The following is a 14,313-nucleotide window of genomic DNA, read 5'->3' as shown; positions in this document are numbered from 1 at the left end:
TCGACGACACGAGCGTGTGAACCGCAGCAAAAAATAGAGCCGGGCATAGCTGCTAGCTGCAGCCACACCCGGCTCCTCGCAGGTCCCTGTCCCCGTGGCGCTATCAAAAGCGCCGGGAGCCTACGAATATCTGCGGTCCCCTGCCGATCGCCGCCTGGTGAAAATCCACCAGTGCCGGCAAGCCGGACTCGTAAATCGCGACATCGACAGCCTGTGCCTCGCAACCTGCATGCCGCAAGCCGCCGCCATATCCAGCGCGCGATCCGCAGGCCCGCGCAGCGGCCTCTTCAATCCGGTCATAAAGCAGCGAAACGCGCTTGCCCTGGACCGGCTGGAGGTCACGGTAGCACACTTCCACACGGCCAGATTCGCCCGTCATAGCTGGGGTTGCGCGAATCCTGACAGCGCAATTCCCCTGCACGGCGCCAGCAACGGTGAGCACCGAGTCTGACCGCGGCGGAGCGCTGTCTGCGGAGGCTGCACCCCATCCCCCGGCCAGCTCCGAGCCCCAGCCTTGCTGGCAGGCGGCATAGACGGTGACCCCGCTTTGGGTGGTCCGCATGCCACAATTCTGTGCCGTTCCGGGACGGCTGCCGCGAAACACGCTGACACCGTTCATCATTGAAACACCCGATGCGCCTGCAGCATCTGACGACGCAGCACCTTGCGGCTTAACCATGCGCGGCTTGTCCGCAATGGCCGGCGCCGCGCCAGCCGGGACACGGCGGCTTTGCAGGCTGGCGCGCAGGATTTGCGACTGGGCATAGCGGTCGGCATGGCTGAAGCCATCCGGCTCCATCACGAACGACGACTGCGCACGCGCGCTTCCGGCACCAATGGTGAGAAGAACGGCGCAGATGGACAACAAAACCGCGGACAATCTCACGGATGGGGCTCCAGGTTGCCAAGTCTGCCTTGGATTAAGCAAAAATTAACCTAGCAAGCGCGTGGCCGCTCCGATACCAGATTCCCGTGTCAGGCGAATTGCGCGACGGTGACGCCCGCAATGGCGGCAAGAACAATCACCAGTCCGAACCAGGCCCACCAGGGCGGCCCGGTCCGCTTGGGCTCGGCCGTCTGCCTGGCGTCCTGTTCCAGGCTCGCCTCGAACCGGTCCATGACCTCGGGCAGCCGTTTCAGCCGGTCGGCCACCTCGCGGATATTCTTCACCGCCAGTTTCGCCGCCCCGGCCGGGCCGAAATTCTCCGCGATCCAGGTTTTGACGATCGGCTCGGCCGCCTTCCAGATGTCATGTTTGGGATCGATGGCCCGCGCGACGCCTTCAACCTGCACCATGGTTTTCTGGAGCAGGACGAGCTCCGGGCGCAGATGCATGCCGAAGGTCCTTGTATAGTCCAGCAGCTGCAGCAGGATGCGCCCCATATAGACATCCTCGGCCGACTTGCCGTGGATCGGCTCGCCCACCGAGCGCAGCGCCTGGGCGAACTCGCCGACCGACTGGTCAGCCGGGACATAGCCCGCCTCGAAGTGAACCTCGGCGATGCGCTGATAGTCGCGGCGGATGAAGCCCCAGAGGATCTCAGCCAGGAAACGCCGCTCTTCCATGCCGATGCGTCCGATCAGGCCGAAATCGACAAGCGCGATGCGATTGTCCGGCGTGATCAGGATGTTGCCCTCATGCATGTCGGCATGGAAAACGCCATGCCCGATCGCCTGGTTTAGGAAGCCGCGCGTGATGGCGGTCGCGAGGTCTGCCCGGTCGAGGCCCGGCTGGTCCAGCGCCTTCGGATCCGTCAGCGGGATTCCGTCGACCCAGTCTGTCGTCAGCACGCGCTGCGAGGTCCGGTCCCAGTCGACGGCCGGGATCACGAACCACTCATGCTTGTCCGAAATCGACTTGATCTGGTCCGCCCCGCCTGCTTCGAGGCGCAGGTCCAGCTCCTTCATCATCGCGTCGGCGACCGTGTTGGTGAAGGCCACCGGCTCAAGCCGCCGGCTTTCCGCGGAGGCGCGCTCGATGGTCCGCGCGGCCCGTTTCATGGCGCGCAGCTCACGCGCGATCATCTGCTCGACACCGGGCCGAAGGATCTTGACCGCGCGCGTGCCGTCCGGCGTTTCCATCTTGTGGACCTGCGCCAGCGACGCGGCCGCAACCGGCTCGCCAAGCTCGGGGAAGAGCGTCTGCGCGACCTCCTCGCCGAACTCCTTGTCGAGGATCTGCCGCGCCTGCTTCACTGGAAATGGCGGCAGCTTGTCTTTCAGGCGCGAGAGGTCGCTGGCGACTTCGGTCCCGAACACATCCGGGCGCGTGGCAAGCAGCTGGCCGAGCTTGATATAGGCCGGTCCAAGCTTCTCCAATGCGGCGGCAAAGCGCTCACCCGGCCGGCCTTTGGCGCCGCCGCCGAAGATGCGCAGGAAACGCCCGGCAACGCGCGCCGGCAGCGGCAGGCGCGTCTGGTACTCACCCGGCAGGATCACATCATGCCGGACCAGCGCCGTGCCGACCCGCATGAGCCGTCCATAGTCAGATAGCGCCTTCAGCACGTCGCGCGTCTCCCCATCATCCGCCCCATCGTCAGGCCGCCCAGCCGAAATGGAGCGCGGCAATGCCGCCGGAGAAATTCGTGACCGAAACGCCGGAGAATCCGGCCGCCTCGACCTCGTCGCGGAAGTCTTCCTGTTTCGGGAACTTGCGGATGGATTCGACAAGATACTGGTAGCTCGCCCGGTCGGAAGCGACGATCTCGCCCATCCGTGGGATCACGTTGAAACTGTAGGTATCGTAGAGCTTCTGCAGCATCGGGACGGTCATGTGGCTGAATTCCAGCACGGCCAGACGCCCGCCCGGCTTCAGCACGCGGCGAAACTCCGACAGGGCCTGCGCGCGGTCGGCGACATTGCGAATGCCGAAGGCGATGGTCAGCGCGTCGAAGGTGCGGTCCTCGAAGGGCAGCGCCTGCGCATCCCCGCAGACCCAGCCGATCCGGCTGTCATAGGCGGCCATGTCAGACCGGGCGCGGCCGGCGTCCAGCATGGCGTCATTGATGTCGCAGACAATGGCGCTGGCCTCGCCAGCCTTGCCCCGCCGGCGCGCGACCTTGTCCGCCCGGTCGACAAAGGCCTTGGACAGGTCGCCCGTGCCGCCCGCCACATCGAGCAGGCGCTCGCCCGGCTGCGGGTTGAGCTTGGCAATCGTGTCATGCTTCCAGAGCCGGTGGACGCCTGCCGACATCAGGTCGTTCATCACGTCATAGCGGCTGGCCACCGAGCGGAACACGCCCTTGACGCGGCTCACCTTTTCCTCAGGTGAGACCTCTTCGAAGCCGAAGCTGACCGTCTTTGCTGTATCTGTCTCTTTTGTCATGCGCCGGGACCATAGTGGCATGAAAATCTAAACGCTATATGCGGAGACCATGCCTGAATTACCTGAAGTCGAGACAGTTCGCCGCGGCCTTGCCCCCGTCATGGAGGGCAAGGCCATCCTGTCGGTGATCCTCAACCGCCCGGACCTTCGCTTTCCGCTGCCTGCCCGCTTTGCCGATCGGGTGTCGGGGACACGTATCGAAAAGCTGTCGCGACGCGCAAAGTTCCTCGTGGCGGAGCTATCATCGGGCGATGCGCTGATCATGCATCTCGGCATGTCCGGCCGCTTCACGATCAGCGATGGCACCCGCCCGGGCGACTTCCACCACGAGATCCCGCCGAACCCGAAGCATGACCATGTCATCTTCCACATCGAGGGCGGGAAAGTCGTCACCTATAATGATCCGCGCCGCTTCGGCTTCATGGAGCTGTGGCCGCTGCAGCAGATGGCGCAATATCCGCGCCTGTCAGGCTATGGGCCCGAGCCGCTGTCGAACACCTTCTCGCATGCCTGGCTGAACGAGGCGCTGAAGGGCAAGAGCGGGCCGATCAAGTCGGTTCTGCTCGACCAGCGGGTGATTGCGGGCCTTGGCAACATCTATGTCTGCGAAGCGCTCTACCGCGCCGGGATCAGTCCGCGGCGGCGGGCCTCGACCGTTCCCGGCCAGCGGGCAGCGAAGCTGGCGGTCGCGATCAACGATGTCATCCGCGAAGCGATTGCTGCTGGCGGCTCGTCCATCTCGGACTTCAAGGCCGCAACCGGCGAGCTTGGCTACTTCCAGCACACTTTCTCGGTCTATGACCGCGAGGGCAAGCCCTGCAAAAGCTGCGGCGCCCCGATCAGACGCATCGTCCAGTCGGGGCGCTCGAGTTTCTATTGCGGGACTTGCCAGCGTTAGTTTCCGAACATTTCACGGGTTCGGGGGCATGGCTGCCCCACCCCGACCCTCCCCAGAGGGGAGGGGGCGTCAGCTGCTGACCTTCCAGCGCCGGCCGATGGACGATACCGTCGATCTCCCTCCCCGCATGCGGGGAGGGTCGGGGTGGGGCCAGGTCTCTTACCCATTCCCCCAGAGGCGCTGCCACCAGGGTTTCTTGTCCTTGGGCTCGAGGTCGATATTGATCGCGGCCTCGGAATAGCCGCCGGCGGCCATCTTCTCCTTGATCTCGGCCTCGTCCCAGCCGGTCAGCTTGGCGAGGTTCTCGGCTTCCTGGTCCCAGCGACTGACGAGCTCATCGGCATAGTCGCGCGCTTCCTCGCACTTGTTGAAGTCGCCGCGCCAGGGGTGGCGCAGGACATAGCGGCCCTGGTAATTGTCGCGGTCACCCGTGACCTGGAAGGTCAGATCCTGCGGGAAGGTCTTCGCGTCATAGCGCACATGCAGGCGGGTGACGAAGACATCGACCGGTTGCGGGCCGGGGCGGAAGCCCGGCTGCGGCTGGTCCTGCCCGCCTTCATCCAGCCACATCACGCCCAGCTCCTGAAGCTCCGAGCGTGACAGCGGCTCGGCGGCGCACGGGTCGCACCAGCTCATGTCCCAGGCATATTCCATGAAGACGGCCTTGCCATTCTCCTTCTCGACCTGGTGGGCGAACATGTCCTTGTAGAAGTCGCCGAACTCATCCTTCACGAAGATCGGGACATCCATGTTGGAGGGCAGTTTCACGGTCTTGTAATTGGTCGTCTCGACGCGGCCCTTGCGGGTCATGGCGAAGATGAAAAGCTCCTGCTTGCCCTCCGCATTCACCGTGCCGAGGCGGATCGGCAGCATGAAGTCCTCATCCTCATAGGCGACCTGGATCGGGCGCAGGAAACCGGCGCCGTCATGGCGTTCGAGGTTCACCTTCGCCACGAAGAATTTCATGCCCTGCTTGAGATAGGAGCCGACCACCTCCTCGGCGCCATCGGGAATGCGGTAGCCATTCTGATTCAGCCAGGTGATGAGGCCGTCGGATTCCTCGGCCGAGAGGATCAGGATGTCATATTCGCCGACCTCGTATTCGGCTTCGATGGTGACGCCGAGTTCCTCGGCTTCCTCCGTCATGCCGTCCGCCATCGCGGCCGGCGCGGGCGGACCCGCATTCCCGACAGCGCGCATATACTGCAAGCGGTTGCACGGATCCTCGTCATGATACTCGACCAGGCGCGGCGCGGTATACTCGTCCAAGTGCTCGATCAGGCCGGGATTGGCGACATTGATCTGCTCGCGCTCGGGCACATCGACGACCGGGATGACCATGGCGAACTCCGACGGCTCGCCGCGATAGTCCGACGCCATGGTGATGACCGTCCGCTCCCCGTCGCGCACCAACGCAACCTTCGAGGCATCGTTGAAAAGATCGGTATCGGCTTTCGCGACGAAGAAGCCGCAGAAGGCATTTGCCGGCGCGCTAAGGCCGAGCGAGGCGAGCCCCAGCGTGGCGGCTCCCAACAGGTGTCTGAGTTTCATGGTCGCGTCCCTCCTTGGACATTGATGCTTTGCCCCACTGAAACCGGTTCGCGGGCAGGAACCGGTCGAGAAATGGTGTCATGACCGACAGCGCCGCCAGCGCCATGAGCGGCGCGGCGCGGACATTCGGCCCGATGATGAACCAGGCCGTCAGGCTGGCCACGCAGGCGGCAAAGACGAGCCGTCCGGCGCGGGAATCCGGGGTCGAGCGCGGATCGGTGATCATGAAGAACGTAAACACCAGAAGCGTGCCCGATGAAAGCTGGTGGATCGGGATCGCCATCGGATCCCCGAGCCACAGCGCGCGTCCGAACAGGATCGCGGCAAACGTCCCGATGAAGCCGAAGGCGATGTCGAGCCGCTTTGCGCTGGACAGGACCAGCGCGGCCAGCGCGACGGCCCAGCCGGCGATCAGCGGTGCCTGCCCCCATTGTCCGGGCGAGACCCAGACATCGCGTCCGAAGACGAGGCACATGACGACAATGCCGATACAGGCCGGGTTGAAGACATGCTTGCCCTTGTAGCGCACGGCGAATTTCAGCCCGATGCCGATGACGCCGGCGGCAAACCACATCCACGGGTCCACGGCCCGCATCAGGATGGAGAGCGATAGCGAGGTGATCGCCGCCGACTTCCATTCAAACCGCGTTTTCACGAGAAGGCTGGCCAGCGCCTGCGCGCTCATGGCGCCGGTAAAGGCCGACAGGAGATGCATCGGCCGGGCGCCGAAATCGGTGGTGTAGACCGAGATTAGGAAAAGCCCCGACAGCGCGAGCAGCTGCCAGTGGCGCGCATCGCGGTTCACCGCACGCACCGCGCCGATTGTTGCGTCCCTCACATCCATGCCGGCCAGACAATACACGAAAAGCGGGGAAAATTGGGCGCTCGTTTGCAAAATGAAAAATTCTCGTAATTCGCGAACCGAAGATCAATTTTTCCTCTTCCCGGGAAAATTCACTTGTTGTATATCGATAAACGATGCGGGGGCCGGCCGCAGATTGTACCCACAATCGACGCCGGTCCGGCCATCAACCGGCGTTCATAGACATGAGACGTCAAATGATCCGCAGGATCTTTCTTACAACATGCCTGGCGGGCCTGGCGGCCTGCTCTCTCGAAACCTCAGCCGAAGTGGAGACCGAAACCGCCTCGACACCGCACATTGTCGCCGCAAGCCAGGTCGAAGCTGGCCGCTACCTCGTCGAACTCGGCGGCTGCCAGGATTGCCATACCGCCGGCTGGCCCGAAAGCGGCGGGCAGATCGCCGCAGACGACCAGCTGCTCGGTGTTCCCGTCGGCTTCAAGGGGCCGTGGGGCGTTTCCTACGCCAACAATCTGCGCCTTGTCGCCGCCGCCTACACGCCGGAAGAATGGGTCGAGATGATGCGCACGCGCCAGGGACTGCCGCCCATGCCCTGGACGACCGTCAACCGGATGAGCGATTCCGATCTTCTGGCCGTGCACGCCTATCTCGTCTCGCTGGGCGAAAAGGGCGAAACCATGCCAGGGGCCGTGCCGCCCGGTGTCGAACCGGCAACGCCGTATATCTACTTCATGCCGGTCGGCCCTGACGTCCAGACGGGCTGAGCCGGCCCGCAAAGGCCTCTCCCGAGCAGCTGTCGCGGCGGCTCGGGGGTTGGAGGTCTGAGGCGATTGGGCTAGGCGAAGCTCGTCAACTCCAATCTGCCAGAGACCCGCCATGTCCAAGAATTCGGTTCCGCAGGAAGACGCCGTGCGCACGGTCGCGATAGAGGTCTTCGAAACCGAGATGGCCGGCATGCGCGAACTGGTAAAGGCGCTGGACGATGCGGACGCGCCCCTGGCGAAAGCGGTGCGCGAAAGCGTTGACCTCTGCGCCAATGTCCGCGGCCGTGTAATCGTCACCGGCATGGGCAAGTCCGGCCATGTCGCGCGCAAGATCGCCGCGACGCTGGCCTCGACCGGCACCAAGGCGAGCTATGTCCACCCCGCCGAGGCAAGCCATGGCGACCTCGGCATGATCTCGACCGACGACGTCGTCCTCGCCCTGTCGAATTCCGGCGAGACCGCCGAGCTCGGCGACATTCTCGGCTATGCGGGCCGGTTCGACATTCCGCTCATCGCGATGACGGCGAATGCGAACTCGACGCTCGCGCGGGCCGGCGATGTCTGCCTGATCATCCCGAAAGCCGCCGAGGCCTGCATGGTCACCCAGGCGCCGACCACTTCGACCACGCTGATGATGGCGCTCGGCGACGCGCTCGCGGTCTGCATCCTGCGCAGCAAGGGCTTCACCGCGGACGACTTCCATACCTTCCATCCGGGCGGCAAGCTCGGCGCCTCGCTGAAGCGGGTCACCGACCTGATGCACCATACCGAAATGCCGCTCTGCGGGCCGACTGCCCGGGTCGAGGACGCGGTCGACATCATCACGACCTCCGGCTTTGGCTGTGTCGGGGTAACCGGCGATGATGGCCGCCTTGTCGGCATCGTGACGGACGGGGACCTTCGGCGTCATTTCCGCGAGTCGGTGAATGAGAAATCGGTCGACAGCATCATGACGCGCAATCCGCGCGTCGTCTCTCACCAGGCACTCGCGGCCGAGGCGCTGTCGATGATGAGTACGCACCGCATCACCGCCCTGTTCATTGTCGACGACAATGGCAAGCCGCTCGGCCTGCTGCACGTGCATGACTGCCTGGCCAGCGGCGTGATCTGACCGGCCCGGTCCGGCCTACGAGGCCGAGCGGGCAATTTTCTCCAGATAGGCGCCATAGCTGGTATTCTTGAGCGCCCTGGCCTGCCGCAATAGCTGCTCGTCGGAGATCAGGCCGAGCCGGTAGCCGATCTCTTCGAGGCAGGCGATCTTCATGCCCTGTCGCTCCTCGATCGAGGCGATGAACTGGCCGGCTTCCAGCAGGGAGTCGTGCGAGCCGGCATCAAGCCAGGCATAGCCGCGCCCCATCAGATTGGCCTTCAGCGTGCCTTCCTCGAGATAGAGCTTGTTGAGGTCTGTAATCTCGAGCTCGCCGCGCGCCGAGGGCTTCAGCGACTTTGCCTTCGCGACAGCCGAGCTGTCATAGAAGTAAAGCCCGGTGACCACATAGTCCGATTGCGGCTTGCGCGGCTTCTCCTCGATGCTGAGCACCTGTCCGTCGGCGGTGAAAGACACCACGCCATACTGCGTCGGGTCCGCCACCTGGTAGGCGAATATCTCCGCCCCGGTCTCCAGCCGCGTCGCCTTCGCCAGCAGCTCCGGCAGGCCATGCCCGTAGAAGATGTTGTCGCCGAGGATCAGCGCGAAGGGCGAATTGTCGAGAAACTCCTCGGCCACGATCAGCGCGTGGGCGAGGCCGCGCGGCTTGTCCTGTATCGCATAGGTAAAACGCACGCCGAACTCGGAGCCGTCCCCGAGCAGGCGTTTGAAGGCCGACTGGTCTTCTTCCTTGGTCACGATCAGGATGTCGGTGATGCCGGCCAGCATCAGGACGCTGATCGGATAGTAGATCATCGGCTTGTCATAGACCGGCATCAGCTGCTTCGAAACGCTACGCGTGAGGGGGTGGAGCCGGGTCCCGTTTCCGCCCGCCAGGACAATGCCCTTCAAACCAGGCCTCCCTTGATGACGCCAAGACGCTGCCCGGCCTGGCCGGAGGCGGCCAGCCGGTTCAGCCAGTCACGATTGGCCATGTACCAGTCAACGGTGGCGGCCAGCCCGCGTTCCAGGTCGCTGGCCGGCTGCCAGCCCAGCTCGCGGGTGATCTTGCCATGATCGATGGCATAGCGCCGGTCATGCCCCGGCCGGTCCTCGACAAAGGTGATCAGCTCGCGGCTCGGCTTGTCCGCGGCGCCTGCGCCATGCCGGTCAACCAGGTCGCAGACGAGGCGCGCCAGCTCGACATTGGGCATGGTCGTCCCGCCGCCAACACAATAGACCTCGCCTGTGCGCCCCGTCTGCCCGGCCAGAAGCAGCGCTTCGGCATGATCGTTGACGAACAGCCAGTCGCGCACCTGCTGCCCGTCGCCATAGACGGGGACAGGTTCGCCGCGGACGGCCTTTGAGATGATGGTCGGAATGAATTTCTCGGGAAACTGCCAGGGCCCGTAATTGTTCGAGCAATTGGTGATGATCGCAGGGAAGTCGAATGTCTTCGTCCAGGCCTGCACCAGCATGTCTGCTGACGCTTTCGAGGCTGAATAGGGCGAGCTCGGGCGGTAGGGCGAGGTCTCGTCGAAGCACCCGGACTCAATCGAGCCGAAGACTTCGTCGGTCGAGACCTGCACGAAGCGGAAGGTTCCCGGCAGGCGCGCGGCCGCCAGCGCCTCCCGGCAGACTTCCAGCAGCGTATGCACGCCGCCGATATTGGTGCGGATGAAATCGTCCGGCCCGTCGATCGACCGGTCGACATGCGTTTCGGCTGCGAGGTTGAAAACGATATCGGGCTGGAAGTCCGCAATCGCCCTTCGCATCGCATCGCCGTCGCAGATATCGGCCTGCAGGAAGCGGTAGCGCGAATCATCGCGGACACTGCCGAGGCTGTTGAGATTGGACGCATAGGTCAGCTTGTCGACGTTGAGCACGTCGTGACCACAAGCGATTGCGTGCCGAACGAGCGCGGATCCGATGAATCCGGCTCCACCAGTGATCAGCAGCTTCATACGCGACCTTCCCGTCAGGCCTTCACCTGATCAGTTTCAACTTCACCGCAATTCCCCGGAGAGGGGAAGCTGGCCGATAGGGCGTAGCGCCGATCGTCAGGCCTTCGCAAGCGCTTTTACAGACTGGACGGAATTCATGTCGCAGATCATGAAATCATCCGCCGTTGCAACCATGACGGTATTGTCCTGCCCGGCGACGGAAATCGTCCTGTTTTCAGCGCGGATATAGCAGTTGCGGCAATCGACGGCGGTGACATTCCCGATGATGACATTGCCGTTTTCATCCTTCGGCGAACGCTCCCACAGGGCGCGGAAATCGCCAATATCGCTCCAGCCCATATCGACGGGAACCACTTTCAGGTCGCGGTGGTGCTCGATGATGGCATAGTCGATGGATTCCGACCGGCAGGTGTCGAACGCGGCCTGTCCAAGCGTGCCCTTGCGCGCATCCGACTGGCCGTTGAATGCGTCCGGCATGGCGGCTTTCACGCTGTCCAGGATGTCCGGGGCATGGGCCTCGAAGGCTGCCAGCATGTCGCCCGCCCGGAACAGGAAGATGCCGGCATTCCAGAAGAACTTGCCGGAGGCGACATAGGTCTCGGCGGTCGGACGGTCGGGCTTTTCCACAAAGCGGACAACATCGATGACCGCGCCGTCGCTGCTCGCCGCCTCGATATAGCCATAGCCCGTTTCCGGTGTCGCCGCGATGATCCCGAACGTGACGACCGAGCCGTCGCTGGCGGCGGCGGCGCCCTTGCTCAGGGCCTCATGAAAGGCACTGACGTCGGCAATGTCGTGATCGGCCGGAAGGACCAGAAGCAGCTCGTCCGGCTGGCTTGCGAGCGCGGCGGCCGCGACCGGCGCGGCTGAATTCCGCCCCATCGGTTCGAGCAGGATCTCGGCGCTGCTGGCCAGATTGTCGATAAGGTCGCCATGGCGCTGCGAGCCGATCACGAGCGGGGTGGAAAAGGACAGGCCATCCAGCGCGCTTTGCCGGACGCGGTCGAGTGTCATGCCAAGCATGGTCTCCTCGCCAATGAGGCTCAGGAACTGCTTTGGATGATCGGGCTTTGACAACGGCCACAGCCGGGTGCCGCTGCCACCACAAAGAACCACGGGCTTGATTTGTACTGACATGAACAAGGATTCCCAATTCGGCCTAGACCAGCCTTTAGCGAGATCGCGCCGCCTATTGCAACCTGCCATTGACCTGACGAGAGCGTAAGGCAATCAAGCGACATGCCAATCGAATCTGTCGAGACATTTCCCATTTCCGGTCCGGCCCTGGTCACGGTCAGGCGGTCGGGCGACGAACGGGGCTGGTTCAGCGAAACCTGGAGCCTGCGAGACTGGGAAAAGGCGGGGCTTCCTGCCGAAACCTGGGTGCAGGACAACCAGGCTTTCTCCGCCGCCCCCGGCACCACGCGCGGCCTGCATTTCCAGGCGCCGCCGAATGCGCAGGCCAAGCTGGTACAGGTTCTACGGGGGGAGATATTCGATGCCTTTGTCGATATCCGCAAAGGCTCGCCCACCTATGGGCAGAGCGCATCGGTGCGCCTGAGCGCCAATGCGGGCCAGCTTCTCTATGTGCCGGCGGGGTTCGCCCATGGCTACCAGACAATGGCCACCAACACGCTGGTTGCCTACAAGGTGACGGCCCATTACGCGCCAGAAAGCGAGGGCGGGCTGTTATGGTGCGATACAGCCCTCTCCATCGCCTGGCCCCGGCCCGATGACGTTGTCATGTCCGGGCGGGACTTCACCTGGCCCGGCCTTGCCAAACTCGAAACACCCTTCACCTACGAGCCATGACCGATCCGCAACGCATTCTCGTCGCCGGCGGCCAGGGGCGCCTCGGCAAGGCGCTCGGCGCGCTCGGCTGCACCGCGCCCGGCCGCGACAGGCTGGACATCACAGACGCCGCGAAGACCGCCAGCGTGATCGAACAGACCATGCCCGGCGTGATAATCAACACGGCCGGCTTCACGAATGTCGACGCTGCCGAGGCCGAGCCGGAGCTTGCCCGGCGGATCAATGCCGACGGCGCTGGCCTGCTCGCCCGGCTCGCCGCCGTCTCGGGCATTCCGCTGATCCATGTCTCGACCGACCTCGTCTTCAGCAAGGGCGATCCCTCGAAGCCGATCAGGGAAAAGGCGGCCACCGCGCCGGCGTCGGTCTATGGCGAAACCAAGCTCGAAGGCGAAATCCAGGTGCGCGCGGCGGGCGGGCGCCACCTCGTCACCCGCGTCAGCTGGCTGTTCGGCAATGACAGTATGAGCTTCGTCGCCAAGATCCTGAAACTCGGCCGCGAACATGAGACGCTCCGTCTCGTCACCGACGAGTATGGCCGCCCGACCCCGTTCGACGCGCTGGCCCGCCAGCTGGTCGACCTGGCCGGCATGATGGCCGGGGGCCGCGACCTGCCGAGCGTCCTGCACCTCGGCTCGCCCGGCCCGGTCAACCGGCTGGAATGGGCCGAGCAGATCTTCGCGGTCTCCGCAAAGCTGGGTGGCCCGGCCCCGAAGATGGAACCGGTCCTCGGCTCGGCGTTCAAGACGCCAGCCCGCCGTGCCAATGGCGTCGTGCTGGACACCAGCCTCGCCGACCAGCTGATCGGGCCGATGCCGGACTGGCGCCCGGCCTGCGATGCATCCGTGAAGGCCTTGCTCGGCGCCTAGCCGAGCGCTGTCTCATAGATGCGCTCATAGTCCGCCTGGGTGGCGGGCTTGGCGTTTGTCCGGTGGGCCAGATCGGCGAGCGCGTACTCAACAACGCCCGGGCCGTCGGAAGCTTCAAGGCCGATCTCCTTGAGCGTCGACGGGATGCCGATATCGCTGTTCAGGCGCTGGATGGCGTCGGCGAGGCTTGCGCCTTCCTTGAGGCCCATGGCGAAGCGCAGGCGCGCATACTTGTCATCCGCCGCGCCCTCATTGAAGCGCAGGAGATGCGGCAGGAAGATCGCGTTCAGCGTGCCATGGTGCAGGCGCTTTTCGTGCAGGCGGCCGGCGGCGTGCGACAGGGCGTGGACACTGCCCAGCCCCTTGGTGAAGGCCAGCGCGCCCTCATAGGACGCCATCATCATGTTCCACCGAGCGTCCGGGTCGGACCCGTCCTCGACGGCGCGGCGCAGCCAGCCATCACCGACCGCGCGTGTGAGGCCATCATAGCCGATGCCCTCGGCCGGCGGGTTCGACATCGGCACGAGGACGGCCTCGATGCAGTGGGTCACCGCGTCCATGCCCGTCGCCGCCGTCATCATCTTCGGCAGGCCGAAGGTCAGGTCCGGGTCGCAGATCGCGACCGTCGGCACGAGGTTGGGGGAGGCGAAGGTTTCCTTGCGGCCATTGTTCAGCGTGGTGATCATGCCGATCGAGACTTCAGAGCCGGTCCCGGCGGTGGTCGGGATGGCGATCAGCGGCGGCAGCTTCTTGATCAGCTTCGATCCACCGACCATCGCCGCATAGGTCTCGAGCTTCCCGCCATGGCTCGCCAGCAGGCCGACCGCCTTGGCCAGGTCCATGCTCGAGCCGCCGCCAAGCGCGATGATGCCATCCGCGCCGGCATCCTTGTAACGCGCGGTGACGTCAATCGCCTGGTCTTCGGTCGGATTGGCCACCGTGTCGGAGAAAACGCCGCCCGGCTCACTGCCGATCGCCTCGATGACCGTGTCCAGAATCCCCGCAGCCTTGATGCCGGGATCTGTAATGATGAAGGGCTTGCTGACGCCATTGCCCCGCAGCACGCCCGGCAGCTTCTGGATCGCGCCATGGTCGAAGATGCAGGTGTTCAGGAAGTTCATTACGGGCATGGGGTCCTCGCCTTGGTCTGCTGGTTTGTCACTCAGTAGGATGGCAGGGAGGCGGAAAGCAAGCGTGACGCGTGCGTCAACTTGCCTTTGGGC

14 protein-coding genes are annotated in these 14,313 nt (G+C 64.3%); 5 read left to right on the top strand and 9 right to left on the bottom strand.

All coding sequences use genetic code 11. The annotated features are described in order from the left end of the window. Positions 1 to 103: 103 nt before the first annotated feature. The 3 genes from D1223_RS00325 to ubiE all read right to left on the bottom strand — a co-directional run bounded on the left by D1223_RS00325 (position 104) and on the right by ubiE (position 3,325). Positions 104 to 886 (bottom strand): hypothetical protein, encoded by a 783-nt coding sequence (locus D1223_RS00325; RefSeq protein WP_147372621.1) that lies wholly within the window; start codon positions 884 to 886, stop codon positions 104 to 106. An 89-nt stretch (positions 887 to 975) separates the two neighbouring features. Further along, a complete protein-coding gene (gene ubiB, locus D1223_RS00320) occupies positions 976 to 2,505 on the bottom strand; it encodes a 2-polyprenylphenol 6-hydroxylase (protein WP_119375216.1) in 1,530 nt (509 codons plus the stop codon). A gap of 31 nt (positions 2,506 to 2,536) precedes the next feature. After that, entirely contained in the window at positions 2,537 to 3,325 is a 789-nt protein-coding gene (ubiE, locus tag D1223_RS00315; protein ID WP_119374428.1) for a bifunctional demethylmenaquinone methyltransferase/2-methoxy-6-polyprenyl-1,4-benzoquinol methylase UbiE, read from the bottom strand. A 49-nt stretch (positions 3,326 to 3,374) separates the two neighbouring features. On the opposite strand from ubiE, the gene mutM reads away from it, so the two are divergent. Beyond that, the gene (mutM, locus tag D1223_RS00310; RefSeq protein WP_119374427.1) at positions 3,375 to 4,223 is read left to right on the top strand and encodes a bifunctional DNA-formamidopyrimidine glycosylase/DNA-(apurinic or apyrimidinic site) lyase; all 849 of its coding nucleotides are present in this window, start codon (positions 3,375 to 3,377) and stop codon (positions 4,221 to 4,223) included. Between the two features lie 159 nt (positions 4,224 to 4,382). Here the strand turns inward: mutM and D1223_RS00305 are convergent, their stop codons facing one another. Both D1223_RS00305 and D1223_RS00300 read right to left on the bottom strand, forming a co-directional pair. Beyond that, complete coding sequence (locus D1223_RS00305; RefSeq protein ID WP_119374426.1) at positions 4,383 to 5,774, bottom strand: DUF2330 domain-containing protein; 1,392 nt, start codon at positions 5,772 to 5,774, stop codon at positions 4,383 to 4,385. Further along, positions 5,716 to 6,612 (bottom strand): RnfABCDGE type electron transport complex subunit D, encoded by an 897-nt coding sequence (locus D1223_RS00300; RefSeq protein ID WP_233352984.1) that lies wholly within the window; start codon positions 6,610 to 6,612, stop codon positions 5,716 to 5,718. Before D1223_RS00300 ends, D1223_RS00305 begins: the two co-directional genes overlap by 59 nt. A 221-nt stretch (positions 6,613 to 6,833) precedes the next feature. Between D1223_RS00300 and D1223_RS00295 the strand changes: the two genes are divergently transcribed. Together D1223_RS00295 and D1223_RS00290 are read left to right on the top strand one after the other, a co-directional pair. After that, positions 6,834 to 7,361: a cytochrome C gene (locus D1223_RS00295; RefSeq protein WP_119374424.1), complete on the top strand. Its 528-nt coding sequence runs from the start codon at positions 6,834 to 6,836 to the stop codon at positions 7,359 to 7,361. A gap of 112 nt (positions 7,362 to 7,473) precedes the next feature. Further along, positions 7,474 to 8,472 (top strand): KpsF/GutQ family sugar-phosphate isomerase, encoded by a 999-nt coding sequence (locus D1223_RS00290; protein ID WP_119374423.1) that lies wholly within the window; start codon positions 7,474 to 7,476, stop codon positions 8,470 to 8,472. 15 nt (positions 8,473 to 8,487) lie between these two features. Here D1223_RS00290 and rfbA read toward each other — a convergent pair whose 3' ends face one another. The 3 genes from rfbA to D1223_RS00275 all read right to left on the bottom strand — a co-directional run bounded on the left by rfbA (position 8,488) and on the right by D1223_RS00275 (position 11,549). After that, positions 8,488 to 9,360, bottom strand: coding sequence for a glucose-1-phosphate thymidylyltransferase RfbA (rfbA, locus tag D1223_RS00285; protein ID WP_119374422.1), 873 nt, complete (start codon positions 9,358 to 9,360; stop codon positions 8,488 to 8,490). Next, positions 9,357 to 10,412 (bottom strand): dTDP-glucose 4,6-dehydratase, encoded by a 1,056-nt coding sequence (rfbB, locus tag D1223_RS00280; protein ID WP_119374421.1) that lies wholly within the window; start codon positions 10,410 to 10,412, stop codon positions 9,357 to 9,359. Before rfbB ends, rfbA begins: the two co-directional genes overlap by 4 nt. A gap of 96 nt (positions 10,413 to 10,508) precedes the next feature. Then, the gene (locus D1223_RS00275; RefSeq protein WP_158588353.1) at positions 10,509 to 11,549 is read right to left on the bottom strand and encodes a mannose-1-phosphate guanylyltransferase; all 1,041 of its coding nucleotides are present in this window, start codon (positions 11,547 to 11,549) and stop codon (positions 10,509 to 10,511) included. 102 nt (positions 11,550 to 11,651) lie between these two features. Here D1223_RS00275 and rfbC point away from each other — a divergent pair, with 102 nt between their 5' ends. Next, the gene (rfbC, locus tag D1223_RS00270) at positions 11,652 to 12,224 is read left to right on the top strand and encodes a dTDP-4-dehydrorhamnose 3,5-epimerase (RefSeq protein WP_119374419.1); all 573 of its coding nucleotides are present in this window, start codon (positions 11,652 to 11,654) and stop codon (positions 12,222 to 12,224) included. Then, the gene (locus tag D1223_RS00265; RefSeq protein ID WP_119374418.1) at positions 12,221 to 13,090 is read left to right on the top strand and encodes an SDR family oxidoreductase; all 870 of its coding nucleotides are present in this window, start codon (positions 12,221 to 12,223) and stop codon (positions 13,088 to 13,090) included. Before rfbC ends, D1223_RS00265 begins: the two co-directional genes overlap by 4 nt. Here D1223_RS00265 and D1223_RS00260 read toward each other — a convergent pair. After that, positions 13,087 to 14,220 (bottom strand): iron-containing alcohol dehydrogenase, encoded by a 1,134-nt coding sequence (locus tag D1223_RS00260; RefSeq protein ID WP_233352983.1) that lies wholly within the window; start codon positions 14,218 to 14,220, stop codon positions 13,087 to 13,089. The two genes, D1223_RS00265 and D1223_RS00260, sit on opposite strands and share 4 nt — an antisense overlap. Positions 14,221 to 14,313: the final 93 nt, after the last annotated feature.

The sequence above is a fragment of the Henriciella mobilis genome (assembly GCF_003576285.1).
GTDB lineage: Bacteria > Pseudomonadota > Alphaproteobacteria > Caulobacterales > Hyphomonadaceae > Henriciella > Henriciella mobilis.
Note: the sequence above shows the minus strand (reverse complement) of the source record. Positions and strands in the feature narration are given on the sequence as shown.

Coding starts and splice junctions, on each gene's coding strand:
- D1223_RS00260 (WP_233352983.1), bottom strand. CDS start 14,220: ATGCCCGTAATGAACTTCCTGAACACCTGCATCTTCGACCATGGCGCG.
- rfbB (WP_119374421.1), bottom strand. CDS start 10,412: ATGAAGCTGCTGATCACTGGTGGAGCCGGATTCATCGGATCCGCGCTC.
- mutM (WP_119374427.1), top strand. CDS start 3,375: ATGCCTGAATTACCTGAAGTCGAGACAGTTCGCCGCGGCCTTGCCCCC.
- rfbC (WP_119374419.1), top strand. CDS start 11,652: ATGCCAATCGAATCTGTCGAGACATTTCCCATTTCCGGTCCGGCCCTG.
- D1223_RS00295 (WP_119374424.1), top strand. CDS start 6,834: ATGATCCGCAGGATCTTTCTTACAACATGCCTGGCGGGCCTGGCGGCC.
- ubiE (WP_119374428.1), bottom strand. CDS start 3,325: ATGACAAAAGAGACAGATACAGCAAAGACGGTCAGCTTCGGCTTCGAA.
- D1223_RS00265 (WP_119374418.1), top strand. CDS start 12,221: ATGACCGATCCGCAACGCATTCTCGTCGCCGGCGGCCAGGGGCGCCTC.
- D1223_RS00275 (WP_158588353.1), bottom strand. CDS start 11,549: ATGTCAGTACAAATCAAGCCCGTGGTTCTTTGTGGTGGCAGCGGCACC.
- D1223_RS00305 (WP_119374426.1), bottom strand. CDS start 5,774: ATGAAACTCAGACACCTGTTGGGAGCCGCCACGCTGGGGCTCGCCTCG.
- D1223_RS00290 (WP_119374423.1), top strand. CDS start 7,474: ATGTCCAAGAATTCGGTTCCGCAGGAAGACGCCGTGCGCACGGTCGCG.